Origin of the sequence: Microcella putealis (genome assembly GCF_004216575.1) — a bacterium.
GTDB lineage: Bacteria > Actinomycetota > Actinomycetes > Actinomycetales > Microbacteriaceae > Microcella > Microcella putealis.
In genome coordinates this window covers 877667-891903 of the sequence record NZ_SGWW01000001.1, presented here as the reverse complement: position 1 = coordinate 891903, position 14237 = coordinate 877667, and the positions used below count along the sequence as shown (strand labels likewise).

14 protein-coding genes are annotated in these 14237 nt (G+C 70.8%); 9 read left to right on the top strand and 5 right to left on the bottom strand.

Annotation, left to right across the window (positions count from 1 at the left end):
• The first annotated feature begins 109 nt into the window (after positions 1-109).
• Both EV141_RS04350 and EV141_RS04345 read left to right on the top strand, forming a co-directional pair.
• Positions 110-1369 (top strand): DUF418 domain-containing protein, encoded by a 1260-nt coding sequence (locus tag EV141_RS04350; RefSeq protein WP_157985499.1) that lies wholly within the window; start codon positions 110-112, stop codon positions 1367-1369.
• Positions 1366-2337, top strand: a complete 972-nt coding sequence (locus EV141_RS04345) for a serine hydrolase domain-containing protein (protein WP_241969001.1) — start codon at positions 1366-1368, stop codon at positions 2335-2337. Before EV141_RS04350 ends, EV141_RS04345 begins: the two co-directional genes overlap by 4 nt.
• A gap of 23 nt (positions 2338-2360) precedes the next feature.
• On the opposite strand, the gene EV141_RS04340 is transcribed toward EV141_RS04345, so the two are convergent.
• On the bottom strand, positions 2361-3908 hold the full coding sequence (locus EV141_RS04340; RefSeq protein WP_130484711.1) for a dolichyl-phosphate-mannose--protein mannosyltransferase: 1548 nt from the start codon (positions 3906-3908) through the stop codon (positions 2361-2363).
• A gap of 40 nt (positions 3909-3948) precedes the next feature.
• Between EV141_RS04340 and rsmI the strand changes: the two genes are divergently transcribed.
• The gene (rsmI, locus tag EV141_RS04335; RefSeq protein WP_130484710.1) at positions 3949-4764 is read left to right on the top strand and encodes a 16S rRNA (cytidine(1402)-2'-O)-methyltransferase; all 816 of its coding nucleotides are present in this window, start codon (positions 3949-3951) and stop codon (positions 4762-4764) included.
• A 57-nt stretch (positions 4765-4821) separates the two neighbouring features.
• Here rsmI and EV141_RS04330 read toward each other — a convergent pair whose 3' ends face one another.
• Positions 4822-5298: a putative periplasmic lipoprotein gene (locus tag EV141_RS04330; protein ID WP_130484709.1), complete on the bottom strand. Its 477-nt coding sequence runs from the start codon at positions 5296-5298 to the stop codon at positions 4822-4824.
• Positions 5299-5400: 102 nt separating this feature from the next.
• Positions 5401-6042: an alpha/beta hydrolase gene (locus tag EV141_RS04325; RefSeq protein WP_185740086.1), complete on the bottom strand. Its 642-nt coding sequence runs from the start codon at positions 6040-6042 to the stop codon at positions 5401-5403.
• 227 nt (positions 6043-6269) lie between these two features.
• Here EV141_RS04325 and metG point away from each other — a divergent pair, with 227 nt between their 5' ends.
• The 5 genes from metG to EV141_RS04300 all read left to right on the top strand — a co-directional run bounded on the left by metG (position 6270) and on the right by EV141_RS04300 (position 11529).
• The gene (metG, locus tag EV141_RS04320; RefSeq protein ID WP_130484708.1) at positions 6270-7856 is read left to right on the top strand and encodes a methionine--tRNA ligase; all 1587 of its coding nucleotides are present in this window, start codon (positions 6270-6272) and stop codon (positions 7854-7856) included.
• Between the two features lie 15 nt (positions 7857-7871).
• Positions 7872-8138: a hypothetical protein gene (locus EV141_RS04315; protein ID WP_130484707.1), complete on the top strand. Its 267-nt coding sequence runs from the start codon at positions 7872-7874 to the stop codon at positions 8136-8138.
• Between the two features lie 409 nt (positions 8139-8547).
• Positions 8548-9585, top strand: a complete 1038-nt coding sequence (locus EV141_RS04310; protein WP_130484706.1) for a TatD family hydrolase — start codon at positions 8548-8550, stop codon at positions 9583-9585.
• Between the two features lies 1 nt (position 9586).
• Complete coding sequence (gene rsmA / locus EV141_RS04305) at positions 9587-10444, top strand: 16S rRNA (adenine(1518)-N(6)/adenine(1519)-N(6))-dimethyltransferase RsmA (protein ID WP_130484705.1); 858 nt, start codon at positions 9587-9589, stop codon at positions 10442-10444.
• Between the two features lie 2 nt (positions 10445-10446).
• On the top strand, positions 10447-11529 hold the full coding sequence (locus tag EV141_RS04300) for a hypothetical protein (protein ID WP_130484704.1): 1083 nt from the start codon (positions 10447-10449) through the stop codon (positions 11527-11529).
• A gap of 12 nt (positions 11530-11541) precedes the next feature.
• On the opposite strand, the gene EV141_RS04295 is transcribed toward EV141_RS04300, so the two are convergent.
• Positions 11542-12708, bottom strand: coding sequence for a methyltransferase domain-containing protein (locus EV141_RS04295; RefSeq protein WP_130484703.1), 1167 nt, complete (start codon positions 12706-12708; stop codon positions 11542-11544).
• A gap of 73 nt (positions 12709-12781) precedes the next feature.
• Between EV141_RS04295 and EV141_RS04290 the strand changes: the two genes are divergently transcribed.
• Positions 12782-13717, top strand: a complete 936-nt coding sequence (locus EV141_RS04290; RefSeq protein WP_130484702.1) for a 4-(cytidine 5'-diphospho)-2-C-methyl-D-erythritol kinase — start codon at positions 12782-12784, stop codon at positions 13715-13717.
• Here the strand turns inward: EV141_RS04290 and EV141_RS04285 are convergent.
• Positions 13641-14222 (bottom strand): signal peptidase II, encoded by a 582-nt coding sequence (locus EV141_RS04285; protein ID WP_130484701.1) that lies wholly within the window; start codon positions 14220-14222, stop codon positions 13641-13643. The two genes, EV141_RS04290 and EV141_RS04285, sit on opposite strands and share 77 nt — an antisense overlap.
• Positions 14223-14237: the final 15 nt, after the last annotated feature.

The following is a 14237-nucleotide window of genomic DNA, read 5'->3' as shown; positions in this document are numbered from 1 at the left end:
CGGGCGGCGCGGCCGGGCGGCGCGGCCGGGCGGCACGGCGGCAGGGCGGATGCGCGAATCCGTCGACAGACGGAGGCGCGGTCGCGAGCATCCCCCTACCGTTGACCGCATGACCACCGCCGCCTCTGTCGCCAACGCCGCTGCCCCGACCCCTCGCAGCCGTCGCGCCGTCGCGCCCGACGTTGCCCGCGGCCTCGTGCTGATCGGCATCGCGCTCGCCAATGTGCCGTTCTTCCTCTACGGCACGGAGGTGGGGCTGATGTTTAAGCCGGTCACCGATGACTCGACCGACCAGTGGACGAACGCGCTCGTCGCAACCCTGTTCGACAACCGCAGCTACCCGCTGTTCGCCTTGCTGTTCGGCTACGGCATGACGCAGCTGCTCATGCGCGAGCACGCGCGCGGCACCGAGTGGCCCGACGCCCGGCGCCTGCTGTTGCGCCGCAACGCCTGGCTGATCGCGTTCGGCGCGGTGCACGGTTCGCTGCTGTTCTTCGGCGACGTCCTCGGAGCGTACGGATTGCTCGGCCTCGCGCTCGTGCTGCTCATTCGGGCAAGCGACAAGGTTCTCGCGATCGTGGGCTGGGTGACGTTCGGCCTGCTCGTGTTCATGACCGCGGCCGAGGGGCTCTCCGGGCTCTTGGGCGAGATCGGTGTGCCCATGTCGACGGGTGCACCGTTCGGGTCGTCAGAGGCCGACGCCTTCGGCTGGGCCGTCTTGCTGCGCGCGGCTGAGTGGTCTGTCTCGCTGGTGTCGCTGCCCTTCGGTGGCTTCGCCATCTTGCTGCCGCCCATGATTCTCGGCATCTGGCTCGCCCGCCGGCGGGTGCTCGAGAACCCCACGCCGCACCTGCGCCGCCTCGGCGTCGCCGCAGGCCTCGGCATCACGATCTCGGTGCTCGGCGCCCTGCCGATGGCGCTCGCCCTTCTCGGCGTCATCGAGCTCTCGATCTGGACCGAGCCCCTGGCCGCCATGCTGCACGGCACGACCGGCGTCATCGGCGCGGTGGGCTACGTCTCGCTCATCGCGATCCTCGCCGGTCGTCGCGAGACGCCCGGCCCGATCGCTCGCATCTTTGCCGCTCTCGGCCAGCGTTCCCTCAGCGGCTACCTCACCCAATCGGTGGTGTTCGTGATCGTGTTCGCGCCGTACACGCTCGGCCTCGGCGGCGAGCTCGGCATCGCCGAGGCGAGCCAGATCGCGGTGATCACCTGGCTCGGCACGCTGATCGCGGCGAACATCCTGGCCGCGGTCGACAAGCCGGGCCCGGCCGAATGGCTCTTGCGCGCGCTCGTCTACCGCTCACGCCGGCACGTCACCGTTTCGAGCCCGGACGGTTCGACGGCACCATCTGCGCAAGCATCGTGACCTTTCGCGAGGATGCCGCCCTCCACGATCGCGCGCGACGCCTTCTCGGGGCACGGCATACCGTATGGGCGGCAGCGACCGTCTCGGGCAGGGAGGTTCGGATCGCCGTCCACGGAACCACACGGGACGGCGACTTCGAAATCGGGTCCGTCTCGAAGGCGGTCACCGGGCTCCTCTATGCCGACGCCGTCGCACGAGGGGAGATCACCGGTGAGACACGTCTGGGCGACCTCTTGCCTCTCGGCAATGCGGGGGCAGCCGATGTGACGTTGGGCTCGCTCGCCGTTCACCGCTCCGGGCTTCCCCGCCTTCCCTCATCAGCTGACTCGTGGCGGAAGACGGTCGCGTTGTGGCGACACGGCTCGAACCCGTACGGCGAGAGTTTGGCCGAACTCGTTGAGCAAGCACGGCGCGAGCAGCCCGGCGCGCCGCGACCGCTCTACTCGAACTTCGGCTTCGAGTTGCTCGGCCACGCCATCGCCGCGGCGGCGCAGCTGTCATACGCCGAGCTGGTCGCCTCGCGCCTCACGAATCCGCTGGGGATGCACGGCAGCTATGTGCCGTCGAACGCCCACGAATTGCGGGGTACGGCCGTCGTCGGGACGAGCCGACGCGGAAAGCCGCGCGAACCCTGGACGGGCGAAGCACTTGCGCCCGCGGGCGGCATTCGGGCCACCATCGACGACATGGCGACCATGGTGTCGTCGATTCTTAGCGGCAACGCCCCCGGGCTGGGGGCTCTCGATCCGGTCGAAACGCTGGCCGGCGTGACCCGCATCGGTGCGGCCTGGCTCACGACACCTGTCCGTGGCCGCACGGTCACCTGGCACAACGGGGGTACGGGCGGGTTCCGCTCGTGGATCGGCATCGATCGGGCTGCTGTCACCGGGGCGGTCGTGATGACGGCGACGTCGCGGTCAGTTGACCGATGCGGCTTCGAACTCGTGAAGGACCTCAACGCGCGCTAATCGAGAGGCGCACCCCGCCGCGGCTACACCCAACTCGGAAGCCAGTACCGCCAGCTGAGTTGATCGATCGGCAACGGTAGGCCCATCCACAGCGGCAGGAAGAACGCGCTCACCGCGATCGCCAACGCTCCCAGCACGATGACCGCCACGCGCCCGCCCCGCTCGAGAATTCCGCCGACGATCATCGTCAACCCGATCACCAAGAACGGCACGAGCACGATCGTGTAGAAGAAGAACATCGTGCGCTCGGGGTAGAGCAGCCACGGCAGCCAGCCAGCGGCGACGCCCGTCAGCACGATCGCGGCGGCGAGGCCGTCGTGAGCGCGATGGATGCGCGTGCGGGCGAACGCGCATCCGATCGCGATCAAAATGATCGCCGCCCACGCGAGCCACCAGATCAGCGGATTCGGAATGCCGCTGATCGCCACCACCGTGCCGTCGTCGAATGCCTCGTAGTGCATATAGGTGGGCCGGCTCAGCAGCGGCCAGAGCGCCGCCGGCGCTTCGTACGAGTGCTCGCTGGTGACGCCCACGTGGTACTCGTACACCTCGCGTTGGTAGTCGGCGAGCGCGACGAGGGCGTTGTCGTCGCGGCCGCGGCCCCACCCGCCGCTCGTGGTGAGCCAGCCCGCCCAGGTCAGCAGGTGCGTCGCGGCGGCGACGGGCACGGTCAGCGCGAACGACACCGGCCCCTGCAGTAGCACCCCGCCCGACAGCCAGAAGGGCACGCCCGCGCGGCGCCGGTCGATTGCGTCGAGGGCGACGCTCAGCAGCGCGAACGCGGCGAACAAGTACAGGGCGCTCCACTTGATTGACGCGGCCAGGCCGAACGTCGCCCCGAAGGCGATCAGCCACGGCCGCGCCCCAATCGCGGGGCCCCAATCGTCGCGCGCGCGCCGATTCGGGGGCGGATGCTCGACGTCGTCACGCCCGCTTCTCGCGACCCGCTTCGCCAGCTGCGCGCGGTAGTCGGCGCGATCTTTCACGAGCATGATCACCGCCGCGACCACGGTGACCGCGAGTAGGCCATCGAGCAGGGCAACGCGGCTCATCACGATGGCGTTGCCGTCGATGGCGATGAGGCCACCCGCGACCATGCTGAGGGTGAAGTTCTTCAGCAGCAGGTGCGCGAGCACCATGACAAGGGCCACGAGCGCGATGCCGGCGAGCGCCGTCGAGAGCCGCCAGCCGACCGGGTTCGCCGTGCCGACCGCCGCGAGGCCCGCGGCGATCAGCCACTTGCCGAACGGCGGATGCGCGACAAACGCGCCATCAGCATCCGGCCGGGTGAGCGCCCCCGATTCGAACTGCGCGTCGGCGTCGTCGGGCCAGCGGCCCTCGTATCCGTAGGCGAGCAGGGAGGCCGCGTCTTTGACGTAGTAGGTCTCGTCGAAGACGAGGGTGGCGGGGCTGTCGAGGCCGATGAGGCGTGTGGCGGCGGCCACGCCGATGATCGCGGCGGGCACTCCGATGCGCACGGCGCGGGGGATGCGCGTGGCCGCGCGATCGACGGCGGCTGCGGCCCGCTCGGGCGTCGGCAGCAGCCGGGGCATCGCGCTCGGCTCGGTCACGCGCTCATGCTAACCGGGGCTCACGTGTCAGAGTGGGCGGGTGATCGTGCTCGCCGCCACCCCCATCGGCAACCTCGGCGACGCCAGTCGGCGCCTCATCGAGGTGCTCGAGGCGGCTCCGGTCGTGGCGGCCGAAGACACGCGCACGGCCGTGCACTTGCTGCGCTCGCTCGGGGTCGAGAACCGGCCGCGGCTGATCGCGTTGCACGAGCACAACGAGCGCGCGGCGTCGGCCGAGCTCGTCGAGCTGGCGCGCGACGCCGACCTCGTCGTACTCACCGACGCGGGCATGCCGAGCGTCAGCGACCCCGGTTACGTGCTCGTCGAGGCGGCGATCGCGGCGGGCGTCGATGTGACCGCGATCCCGGGGCCGAGCGCCGTCTTGACCGCCCTCGTCTTGAGCGGGCTGCCGACCGACCGCTTCGCGTTCGACGGCTTCGTTCCGCGCAAGGGGCGCGTCGCGTGGGCGAAGGGGCTCGCCGCCGAGCAGCGCACCGTCATCGTGTTTGAGGCCCCGCACCGCATTGGTGCGTCGCTTGCCGACCTCGCCGAGGGCTTCGGGCCCGATCGCCGCGCCGCCGTCTGCCGTGAGCTGACGAAGAAGTTTGAGGAGGTCGCCCGCGGCACGCTCGCCGAGCTGGCCGAGCGTTTCGCCGATGGCACGCGGGGCGAGCTGGTCATCGTGATCGACGGGGCGCCGGCGCTTTCCGCCGACCTGCCGAGCGCGGTCGCCGAAGTGTTGGCCCGCGTCGAGGCGGGGGAGCGGCTGAAGGCAGCGGCCGCCGATGTCGGCGCCGCGACCGGGCTCGGCACGCGAGAGCTGTACGAGGCGGCGCTCGCTGCCCGCCGCGGCTAGCGCGCCGCGATTAGCGACGTGCGCCGCGGGCGGTGCAGCCTCGCCGACGCCCGGTGGCTACTCGCAGCTGTCGGCGAGCAGCAGGCGCACCGGGGCGCTCAGCGTCTGCGAGTCGGTCGTGATGTCGACCACCTCGAGCAGGGCCTCGGCGCTGCCGGTGCGCTCGATCGCGATGACGACGTAGCCGGCGTCGTCGCGCTCAAGCACCGTGCCGTCGAGCTCGGTGATCGTCGCACCCTCGGCCTGGCGGTCGCGGCGGTCGCCGCCAAAGAGCACGGGCTCGGGGTCGCCATCGCCGTCGTACGCCTCGAACCAGGTGTCGACGACGGTGGCTCCGGTGACCTCTTGCGCGTCGATCGACTCGAGCGTGATGGGCTCGTTGCTCGTGTTGACGAGACCGAAGGCGGCGCTCGCGACGCGACCCTCGGGCGTGACCTGGCAACCTTCGAGGCCTTCTGCGAGCACCGAGCCGGGGGAACAGGCCGAGACGAGCGCGACGCTCGCGAGAATCGTGACGAGGGCGCGCATCCGCATGTCTTGAACCTACCGAAGCTGTGTCAGTGTGCGCCGACACAAGGGCGCGCCGAAATGAGCTTGCCGCGAGGGGTGTCTCGGCGCAAACCCTTGTCTCGGCGGCTACGCGCCCCAGCCGTGCGCGGCGAGGAAGGCGGCGCACTCGGACGTCCAGCGCTCGGGGTCGCCCGAACCCTCGGCGAGGCCCAGCCCGTGCCGGCCCGTCGGGTAGACGTGCAGCGCGTGCGGCACCTCGTGCTTCGCGAGCGCCGTGGCCAGCAGGTACGCGTGCTCAACCGGCACCAGCTCGTCATCGGCGGTGTGCCAGACGAACGTCGGCGGCATGGCGGGCGTCACGAGCTTCTCGACCGAGACCGCGCGCCGCTGCCACGGCCACGGGCGCGGGCCCAGCAGGTTCTGACGCGAGCCGGCGTGCGTCGGCGTCAGCATCGATACCACCGGGTAGCCGAGCACGGCCAGGTCGACGAGTCCGGTCGCGGCGGCGTGGCCGGCGAGGTGACCGCCCGCCGAGAAGCCGAGCACGCCGACGCGGCGGGCGCCCGCCTGCCGCACGTCCGCGATGTGGGTGCGCACTGCATCCAGGGGGCCGGGGTGGCGGGTGGCGACGGGGTAGCGCAGCACGCTGGTCGCGACGCCGAGGGTCTCAAGCCACGCAGCGACCGGCTCAGCTTCGTGCGGGGCGTGCCGCGCGTAGCCTCCGCCGGGCAGCACGACGATGTGGTCGGGGACGCTCGATTCGGTCACTCCGGCAGTATGCCGCTCGCTCGGACTGGCCAGTATCGCCTCCGGCGGGTGGCTGGCAATCGTTGAGACAAGGGTCTGCGCTGAAAGAAGGCTGGCGTGGGCATCGTCTCGCCGCGAACCCTTGTTTCGGCGCCCCCTGCCGCGGATCGCGGGCGGCGCTTGTGCGCCGCATCGCAAACCCCGCGGGCGGCGGATGCGCGGGGCCGCGCACCTAGAATGGGCTCACCATGGCAGCCCCCTCTTTCTCGGTCACCACCCCGATCTTCTACGTCAACGACGCGCCCCACATCGGGCACGCCTACACGGAGGTCGCGGCCGACGTGCTCGCCCGCTGGAACCGCCAGTGCGGAGTCGACACCTGGTCGCTGACGGGCACCGACGAGCACGGTCAGAAGATCTTGCGCACCGCGGTCGCGAACGACGTCACCCCGAAGGAGTGGGCCGACAAGCTCGTCGCGGACGCGTGGATTCCGCTGCTGCAGACGATCGACATCGCGAACGACGACTTCATCCGCACGACCGAGGAGCGCCACGAGAGCGTCGTGCAGGCCTTCCTGCAGAAGCTGTACGACGACGACTACATCTACTTCGGCGAGTACGAGGGCTACTACTGCGTCGGCTGCGAGGAGTACAAGCAGACCGACGACCTCGCGCAGGGCGCCGGTGAGTTCGAGGGGCAATACGTCTGCCCCATTCACGGCCGCCCCGTCGAGGTACTCAAAGAGGCGAACTACTTCTTCCGCATGAGCGCCTTCGGCGACCGGCTGCTCGAACTTTATGAGACGCAGCCCGACTTCATTCAGCCCGACAGCCTGCGCAACGAAATTGTGTCGTTCGTGCGCCGCGGCCTCGACGACCTGTCGATCTCGAGGCAGAGCTTTGACTGGGGCGTGCGCGTTCCGTGGGACGACAAGCACGTCTTCTACGTCTGGTTCGACGCGCTGATCAACTACATTTCGGCACTCGGATGGCGTGCCGACGAGCCGGGCGAGCTGTTTCAGAAGTTCTGGCCGTCGAACCACATCGTCGGCAAAGACATCGCCCGTTTCCACGCCGTGATCTGGCCCGCCATGCTCATGGCGGCAGGCCTACCGACACCGCGCCGAGTCTTCGGCCACGGCTGGCTGCTCGTCGGCGGCGAGAAGATGTCGAAGTCGAAGCTCACCGGCATCGCCCCCGAGCAGATCACCGACGTCTTCGGCTCTGACGCGTTCCGCTACTACTTCCTCCGCGCGATCTCGTTCGGCCAAGACGGCTCGTTCTCGTGGGAGGACCTCGCCGCCCGCTACCAGGCCGAACTCGCCAACGGCTTCGGCAACCTCGCCTCCCGCGTCGTCGCGATGGTCGGCCGCTACTGTGACGGGCGCCTGCCCGCCGCGAGCGACGTCACCGATGCGGATGCGCGCATCCATTCAGTCGTGGAATCGGCGGTCGAGCGTGCCACCGCCGCGATGGACCGCTTCGCGATCCACGAGGCAATCGCGGCGATCTGGACGGTCGTCGACGAACTCAACGGCTACCTCACCGAGCAGGAGCCGTGGAAGGTCGCGAAGGACGAGTCGCAGACGGCGCGCCTGCACACGATTCTCGCGACCGCGGCCGAGGGCCTGCGCGCCCTGTCGGTGCTGCTCGCGCCGGTCATGCCGAAGTCGACCGCGCTGCTGTGGACGGCCCTCGGCGCCGACGCCGCGATCGGCCCGCTCGCCGAGCAGCGGATTGACCAGGTCGCCACTTGGGGGCAGCTGCCGGAGGGCGCCGAGGTCTCGGCGCTGCCGCCGCTCTTCCCGCGCATCGAGGTCGACCAGCTCGGTTAGTGCGATGCTCGGTCGATGAGTGACGCGACGTTCCTCGAGCGTGTGGCGCATATCCGCGCTGCGTTCTGGGAGTGGGACCCAATCGGGGTGTCCGATTACCGCGCGGCCAACGACGACGAGTACGACCACTACGTCGGGCGTTATCTCGGGCGGCGCGCGGACGGGGCGTCGGTCGAGGTTGCGGCCCGTGATGCGGCGGCACTGCTGCAGTGCTTGACCGAACTCGACAGTGTCGACCCCGAGCATCTGGTCGCTCTGCTTGAGGCCGCCGAGAGGCCGTGACGTAGTGCAGGAATCGAGCAACCCCGCGGGACTTCCACCCCTAACTTTTCGCGGGTGGCGTCCCGCTTTTCCTGCAATACGTCACGTGCGGCGGCGTGCGGCGGGGGCAAAGCTGACGCTGCACGGCGTGCGGACGGGGCGCTAGGTGCGGCAGTGCGCGATCCCGCGGACAACTTCTCAGGAGTAAACCGCTGTCGCGCCCCGGGCTCCGCGACATTTCGGGCCGGAGCATTGGTTTACTCCTGAGAAGTTGTCCGCCCGGTCGAGACGACCGCGTGGGGGAGGCTCGCCAGCTCGGTGAGCTCGGGGCAGGGCGGCCGGCCCGAGCGCAACCCCCAGCGGGGGCCGTGCACCGGTCAGTAGACTCGCCTGCGCGGTCGGGGCTCTCGACCGGGGAAGCGAGCAGTTCATGACCGACGCGATCGACGCACACATCCGCAAGCGGGCGGCCATGGAAGACACGAGCCGCGACCTGGCCTACCCGCCGTCGCCGGAAGCCCTGGTCGTGCCCGTCTACGACAACCACACGCACCTCGAGATCGCCGACGGCGAGAACCCGCTGCACTACCGCGAGCACCTCGACCGGGCGAGCGCTGTCGGCGTGCGCGGCGTCGTGCAGGTCGGCACCGACGTGCTCACCAGCCAGTGGTCCGCGGCGGTCGCCGAGCGCGAACCGCGCGTTCTCGCGGCGGTCGCGATCCACCCGAACGAGGCCCCCAAGCTGGATGCCCGCGGCGAGCTCGACGACGCTTTGGCTGCCATTGACGCCCTCGCCTCGCAACCCCGCGTGGTCGCCATCGGCGAGACGGGCCTCGACTACTTCCGCACCGACGGCGGCGGACGCGACGCGCAGTTGCGCGCCTTCGAGGCGCACATCGAGTTCGCAAAGCAGCACAATCTGGCTCTGCAGATTCACGACCGCGACGCGCACGAAGACGTGGTGGCGACCCTGCTGCGGGTGGGCGCGCCCGAACGCACGGTCTTCCACTGCTTCTCGGGCGACGTCGAATTGGCGTCGATCCTCGCCGAGCGCGGCTGGTTCGCGTCGTTCGCGGGCACCGTCACGTTCAAGAACGCCCGCAATCTGCGCGACGCGCTCGAGATCTTGCCGCGCTCGCTGCTGCTCGTCGAGTCGGATGCCCCGTTCCTCACCCCGCACCCGCACCGCGGCCGCCCCAACGGCCCGTACCTGTTGCCGTGGACGGTGCGCGCCATGGCCGACACGATCGGCACCGATGCGTCGATGCTCGCCGCCCAGCTCAGCTCGAACACCGAGAACGTCTACGGTCACTGGGACGACCACCCGGTGATCGCCCCCGGCGACCCGTGGGCTGACCGCCCCGAGGAGGGCGACGCGGCCCCCGCGCACCACGACATTCCGGGCGACCCGCACGACTTCACGCCGTCGGCGCCCGAGCCCCAGCACGACGCCCCGGGCGATCACTGACGTGGCAGCGCTGCTCGGCCCGGCCGAGGTGCGCGACCTGGCCGAGTTGCTCGGCGTCGCGCCGACGAAGAAGCTCGGCCAGAACTTCGTGCACGACGGCAACACGGTGCGCCGCATCGTGCAGGCCGCGAAGCTCGCCCCCGGCGAGACGGTGCTCGAGGTGGGCCCGGGCCTCGGCTCGCTGACCCTCGGGCTGCTCGACGCGGGCCACCCGGTGGTCGCGGTCGAGATCGACCGGCGCCTGGCCGCGCAGCTACCCGTCACGGTCGGCGAGCTGCAGCCGGGCGCCGACCTCACGGTGGTCACCGCTGATGCGATGACCGTTGACGCGGCCGCGCTTTCCGCGCCCGACGCAGCCCCGAGCATCCCGAGCGCTCTGGTCGCGAACCTGCCGTACAACATCAGCGTTCCGGTGCTGCTGCACCTGCTGGCCGCCCTGCCGTCGATTGAGCGCGTGCTCGTGATGGTGCAGGCCGAGGTCGGCCACCGCATCGCCGCGGCGCCGGGGTCGAAGATTTATGGCAGCCCGAGCGTGAAGGCCGCCTGGTACGGCGACTGGCGGGTCGCCGGCACGATCAGCCGGCAGGTGTTTTGGCCGGTCCCGAACGTCGACAGTGTGATCGTCGGGATGCACGGACGTCGCGTCCCCGGCGACGAGGTCCTGCGCCAGCGCACCTTCCAGCTCGTCGATGCCGCGTTCGGGCAGCGTCGCAAGATGCTGCGTCAGGCGCTCGCCGAGGTCTTCGGTTCGTCGGCTGAGGCGACGGCGGCGCTCGAGGCCGCGGGCGTCGACCCGACGGCGCGCGGCGAGCAGCTCGACCTCGACGCGTTCCTCGCGATCGCTCGGCTCGGGCAGTAGTCGTGAGCGCCCTCGCGCCGCAGGGCCCCGGCCCGTCTGGCGGCCGGGGTGCTCCCGGCGGCGGCCCGGGCGGCGGCCCGAGCGGCGGGCTGGGCGCGCCCGCGCGAGGCGTCCTCGGGTGGGTGGACGCGCATCCGGCCCCACCAATCGTTCTGGCGATCGGCGCGGGCTTCACGGTCGGTGCGCTGGTGCCCGAGGTGGGCGAGACCCCCGATGCCGTGCCGTTCGCGCTCATCGCGCTCGCCATCGCCTTGACGCTTGCCGGCGTTCCGCTTGCGGCGGTGGGCCGCACCGTGCTCGACAAGCGCTTCACCTCGGCGCTGCTGTTGCTGTCGGTGTTTCTCGGCCCGCTGCTCGCCTTCGTGCTGAGCCGCGTACTGATTCGCGACCCTGACCTGCAGCTGGGGCTGCTGTTGCTGCTGCTCGCGCCCGGCGTGGGGCTCATCGTGGGCATCGTGCGGCGTGCGGGCGGCGACGCCGAAGCGCTCTTCGCCTCGGCGCCGGTGCTGTTGCTCGTGCAGGCGGTCACCGTGCCCGGTCTGCTGATTCTGTTTACCCTCGCCGACGACTTTCTCGCGCTCGACCTGTCGGGCCTGCCGCCCGTGATTCTCGCGACGATCATCGCGCCGACCGCCCTCATCGTCACGTTGCAGCTCGTCGGCGAGCGTGTCGGCCCCGTGCGCTCCGGGCTGCGCGTCGCCACCGGCTTCACGGTGCCGGCGACGGCGCTCGCGGTCGGCACCATGGCCGCCGTGTTTACGCCCCGCGCGATGGAGCGCATCGAGCTGCTGCCCGCCGTCGCCCCGCTGTTCGGCGTCTACCTGATCGTCATGACGCCGCTCGGAATCCTCGTCGGCACCGCCTTCAGCCTGTCGATCGGCGGCGTGCGCTCGCTGACCTTCGCGGGTGCTGCCCGCAACGGCCTGCTGGTGCTGCCCATCGCCGCCGCCTTCGAGGACGGCTTCGAGCTCGTGCCGCTCGTCGTCGTGCTCGGCATGGCGATCGAAGTGATCGGCCTCGGCGTCTATCGGCTGCTGGTGCCGAGTCTCACGCAGCAGAGCCGCGGGGCGTACTCGCGCGACTGAACGCTGGCCGCGCTAGCGTCCCGTGCGCCGCAGCAGCGTCAGTACTTCGACGTGCGTCGTCTGCGGAAACATGTCGACGACCCGCGCCCGCTCCACCCGATACCCGGGCATCGCGGCGAGGTCGCGCGCGAGCGTATCGGGGTTGCAGCTCGAGTACACGACCGTCTCGGGCCCGCGCTCGGCGAGCAGGGTCGCGAGCGGCTCGCCCAGGCCGCGCCGCGGCGGGTTGACGACGACGAGTTCGGGCAACGCCGCTTCCTGACGCGCCCACTCAAGCGCATCATCGGCAACGAATCGGATGCGCGCCCGGTCGTCGTCGCGCCTGTACCGCGCGTCGCGCGCGAGTTCCGCACTCGCCACGGCGTCGCGCGACACCTCGACCCCCACGACCTGACGCCCCGACCCCGGAGCCCCGGCAGCGTGCAGCGCAAAGCCTCCGACCCCGCAGTACAGGTCGGCGACACTCGCAGGCCCCACCTCGTCAACCCACGCCGCCGCCTGCCGGTACAGCTCGCCCGCGACGGCGGTGTTGGTCTGCACGAACGACTGCGGCAGCGCGGCCAGCTCGACGTCGCCGACGCGCATCGGCAGCGCCCGCGCCGGGGTGAGCACGTGCTCTACTTCACCTTCGAGCACGGCCTTGTGCTCGGGCAGCAGGTTCACGGTGACGACGTGGGCGGCGGGCACGGCCGTGAGCAGCGCCGGCAGCTGGCGTCGCACGCGCTCCAGCCCGTCGGCTGTGCGGGTGACGAAGCGCACCATGAGGAGGCCGTCCGCCCCGAGGGTCAGGATGACGTTCTTCAGCTCACCGCGCCGCTCAGGAACGGAGTACGGGGTGAGGCCCGCGGTCGTAATGAAGGCGGCGATCGCGGGCAGAGCATCCAGGATCGGGGCGGCGATGACTCCGCAGCGCCGCAGGTCGACGCCGCGGCGCTGGCCGTCGAGGATTCCGAGGGTGGGGGCGGCGACCGTGCCGCCGACAACCATCTTCGCCTTCGCGCGGAACCCGCTCTCGACGCTCGCGACCGGCTCGCCCCAGACCGCAGCGGCGGGGCCGGCGAGGTGCGGGGCGAGCAGACCCTCAACCCGCGCCTGCTTCTCGGCGAGCTGCGCCGCGTACGGTACGCCCATGAGCGTGCACGAACGGCAGAGCCCCGCGTCGAAGTAGTCGCACTGCACGGGCTCGAGGCTACCGGCGCGCCTGTGCGCTGGGCGTGCGCGAGCCGAGAATGCCTGCCCTAGGGTGGAGCGCATGAGCGTTGCCGCAGGCCCCCGCGTCGTCCACGCGAAGGCGCCTGGCAAGATCAACGTCTTCATGCGCGTCGGTGCGCTGCAAGACGACGGCTACCACGACGTCGCCACCGCCTACCAGGCCGTGTCGCTGTACGAAGAGGTCGCGGCGACCGAGGCCGACGACTTCTCGGTGCGCTTCACCGGCCCGATCGACACGAGCGGCTTGCCGACCGATGGCTCGAATCTCGCCATCAAGGCGGCCCGTCTGCTCGCCCGCACGACCGACTACCGCGGCGGCGTGCATCTCGAGATCGCGAAGCACGTGCCGATCGCCGGCGGCATGGGCGGCGGCTCGGCTGACGCCGCGGCCACGCTCGTCGCCTGCGACCACCTGTGGGGCACGGGCCTTGCCCGCGACGACCTGCACGAGCTCGCCGCAGAGCTCGGCGCCGATGTGCCGTTCGCCCTCATGGGCGGCACCGCCGTCGGCACGGGCCGAGGTGACGAGCTGTCGCCCGCGCTCGCGAAGGGCACCTTTCACTGGCTGCTCGTGCTCGCCGACGGGGGCCTCTCGACGCCCGAGGTGTACGCCGAACTCGACCGCCACCGCGAGCGGCACGTGACCGACATCGCCCCGGCGCCCTCGCAGCCGACCGTCGACATCGAGGTGCTGCAGGCGTTGCGTGCGGGGGACGCCCAGCAGCTCGCCGAGTACCTGCACAACGACCTGCAGGCGCCCGCGCTGCACCTGCAGCCCGAGCTGGCTGACGTGCTCGAGGCGGGCGAAGTCGCCGGAGCGCTCGCCGCCCTCGTGTCGGGGTCAGGCCCGACCGTGGCGTTCCTGGTGGCCGACGCCGATCAGGCCCTCGACCTGCAGGTCAGTCTGAGTGCGGGCGGTCACCGGGTTCTGCGGGCGACGGGTCCTGTGCACGGGGCTCGGATCGTCGCGGGCTGAGCCCGATCAGGCTGAGCAGGATCATTCCGCCGGCGCCGACGACGAGCGCGATGTCGGCGATGTTGCCGACAAAGAAGCCGAAGTAGTCGATGAAGTCGACGATCTCGCCGCGGGCAAACGCCGGCTCGCGGAAGAGCCGGTCGCCCAGGTGGCTGATCGCCCCGCCGAACATGGCGCCCACCGCGATCGCCCAGCGGGCGCTCGAGATGCGGGCGACGAACACCGCAAGGCCCACGACGGCGAGCGCAGCCACGATCGTGAGAATCCACGTGTACTCGCGGCCGATGCCGAACGCGGCGCCCGGGTTGTAGACGAGGCGCCACTGAATCCACTCGCCGATGACGGGTACGCCCACGCCCAGCGTCAGTTCGGTTTCGGCCCAGAACTTCGTCGCCTGGTCGAGCAAGATGATGCCCGCCGCCCAGAACAGGGTCCAGGGCAGGATGCGGCGGATGCGCTTAACCTCTGCGGTCGTCACGGGCGCGGAGGTTTCAGCGTCAGACATGCCTCCCATTCTGCC

What these genes read in the sequence shown, in the direction of transcription:
- EV141_RS04285 (WP_130484701.1), bottom strand. Translation starts at nt 14,222, where the DNA reads ATGTCTGACGCTGAAACCTCCGCGCCCGTGACGACCGCAGAGGTTAAG.
- EV141_RS04310 (WP_130484706.1), top strand. Translation starts at nt 8,548, where the DNA reads ATGACCGACGCGATCGACGCACACATCCGCAAGCGGGCGGCCATGGAA.
- EV141_RS04330 (WP_130484709.1), bottom strand. Translation starts at nt 5,298, where the DNA reads ATGCGGATGCGCGCCCTCGTCACGATTCTCGCGAGCGTCGCGCTCGTC.
- EV141_RS04315 (WP_130484707.1), top strand. Translation starts at nt 7,872, where the DNA reads ATGAGTGACGCGACGTTCCTCGAGCGTGTGGCGCATATCCGCGCTGCG.
- EV141_RS04350 (WP_157985499.1), top strand. Translation starts at nt 110, where the DNA reads ATGACCACCGCCGCCTCTGTCGCCAACGCCGCTGCCCCGACCCCTCGC.
- EV141_RS04290 (WP_130484702.1), top strand. Translation starts at nt 12,782, where the DNA reads ATGAGCGTTGCCGCAGGCCCCCGCGTCGTCCACGCGAAGGCGCCTGGC.
- metG (WP_130484708.1), top strand. Translation starts at nt 6,270, where the DNA reads ATGGCAGCCCCCTCTTTCTCGGTCACCACCCCGATCTTCTACGTCAAC.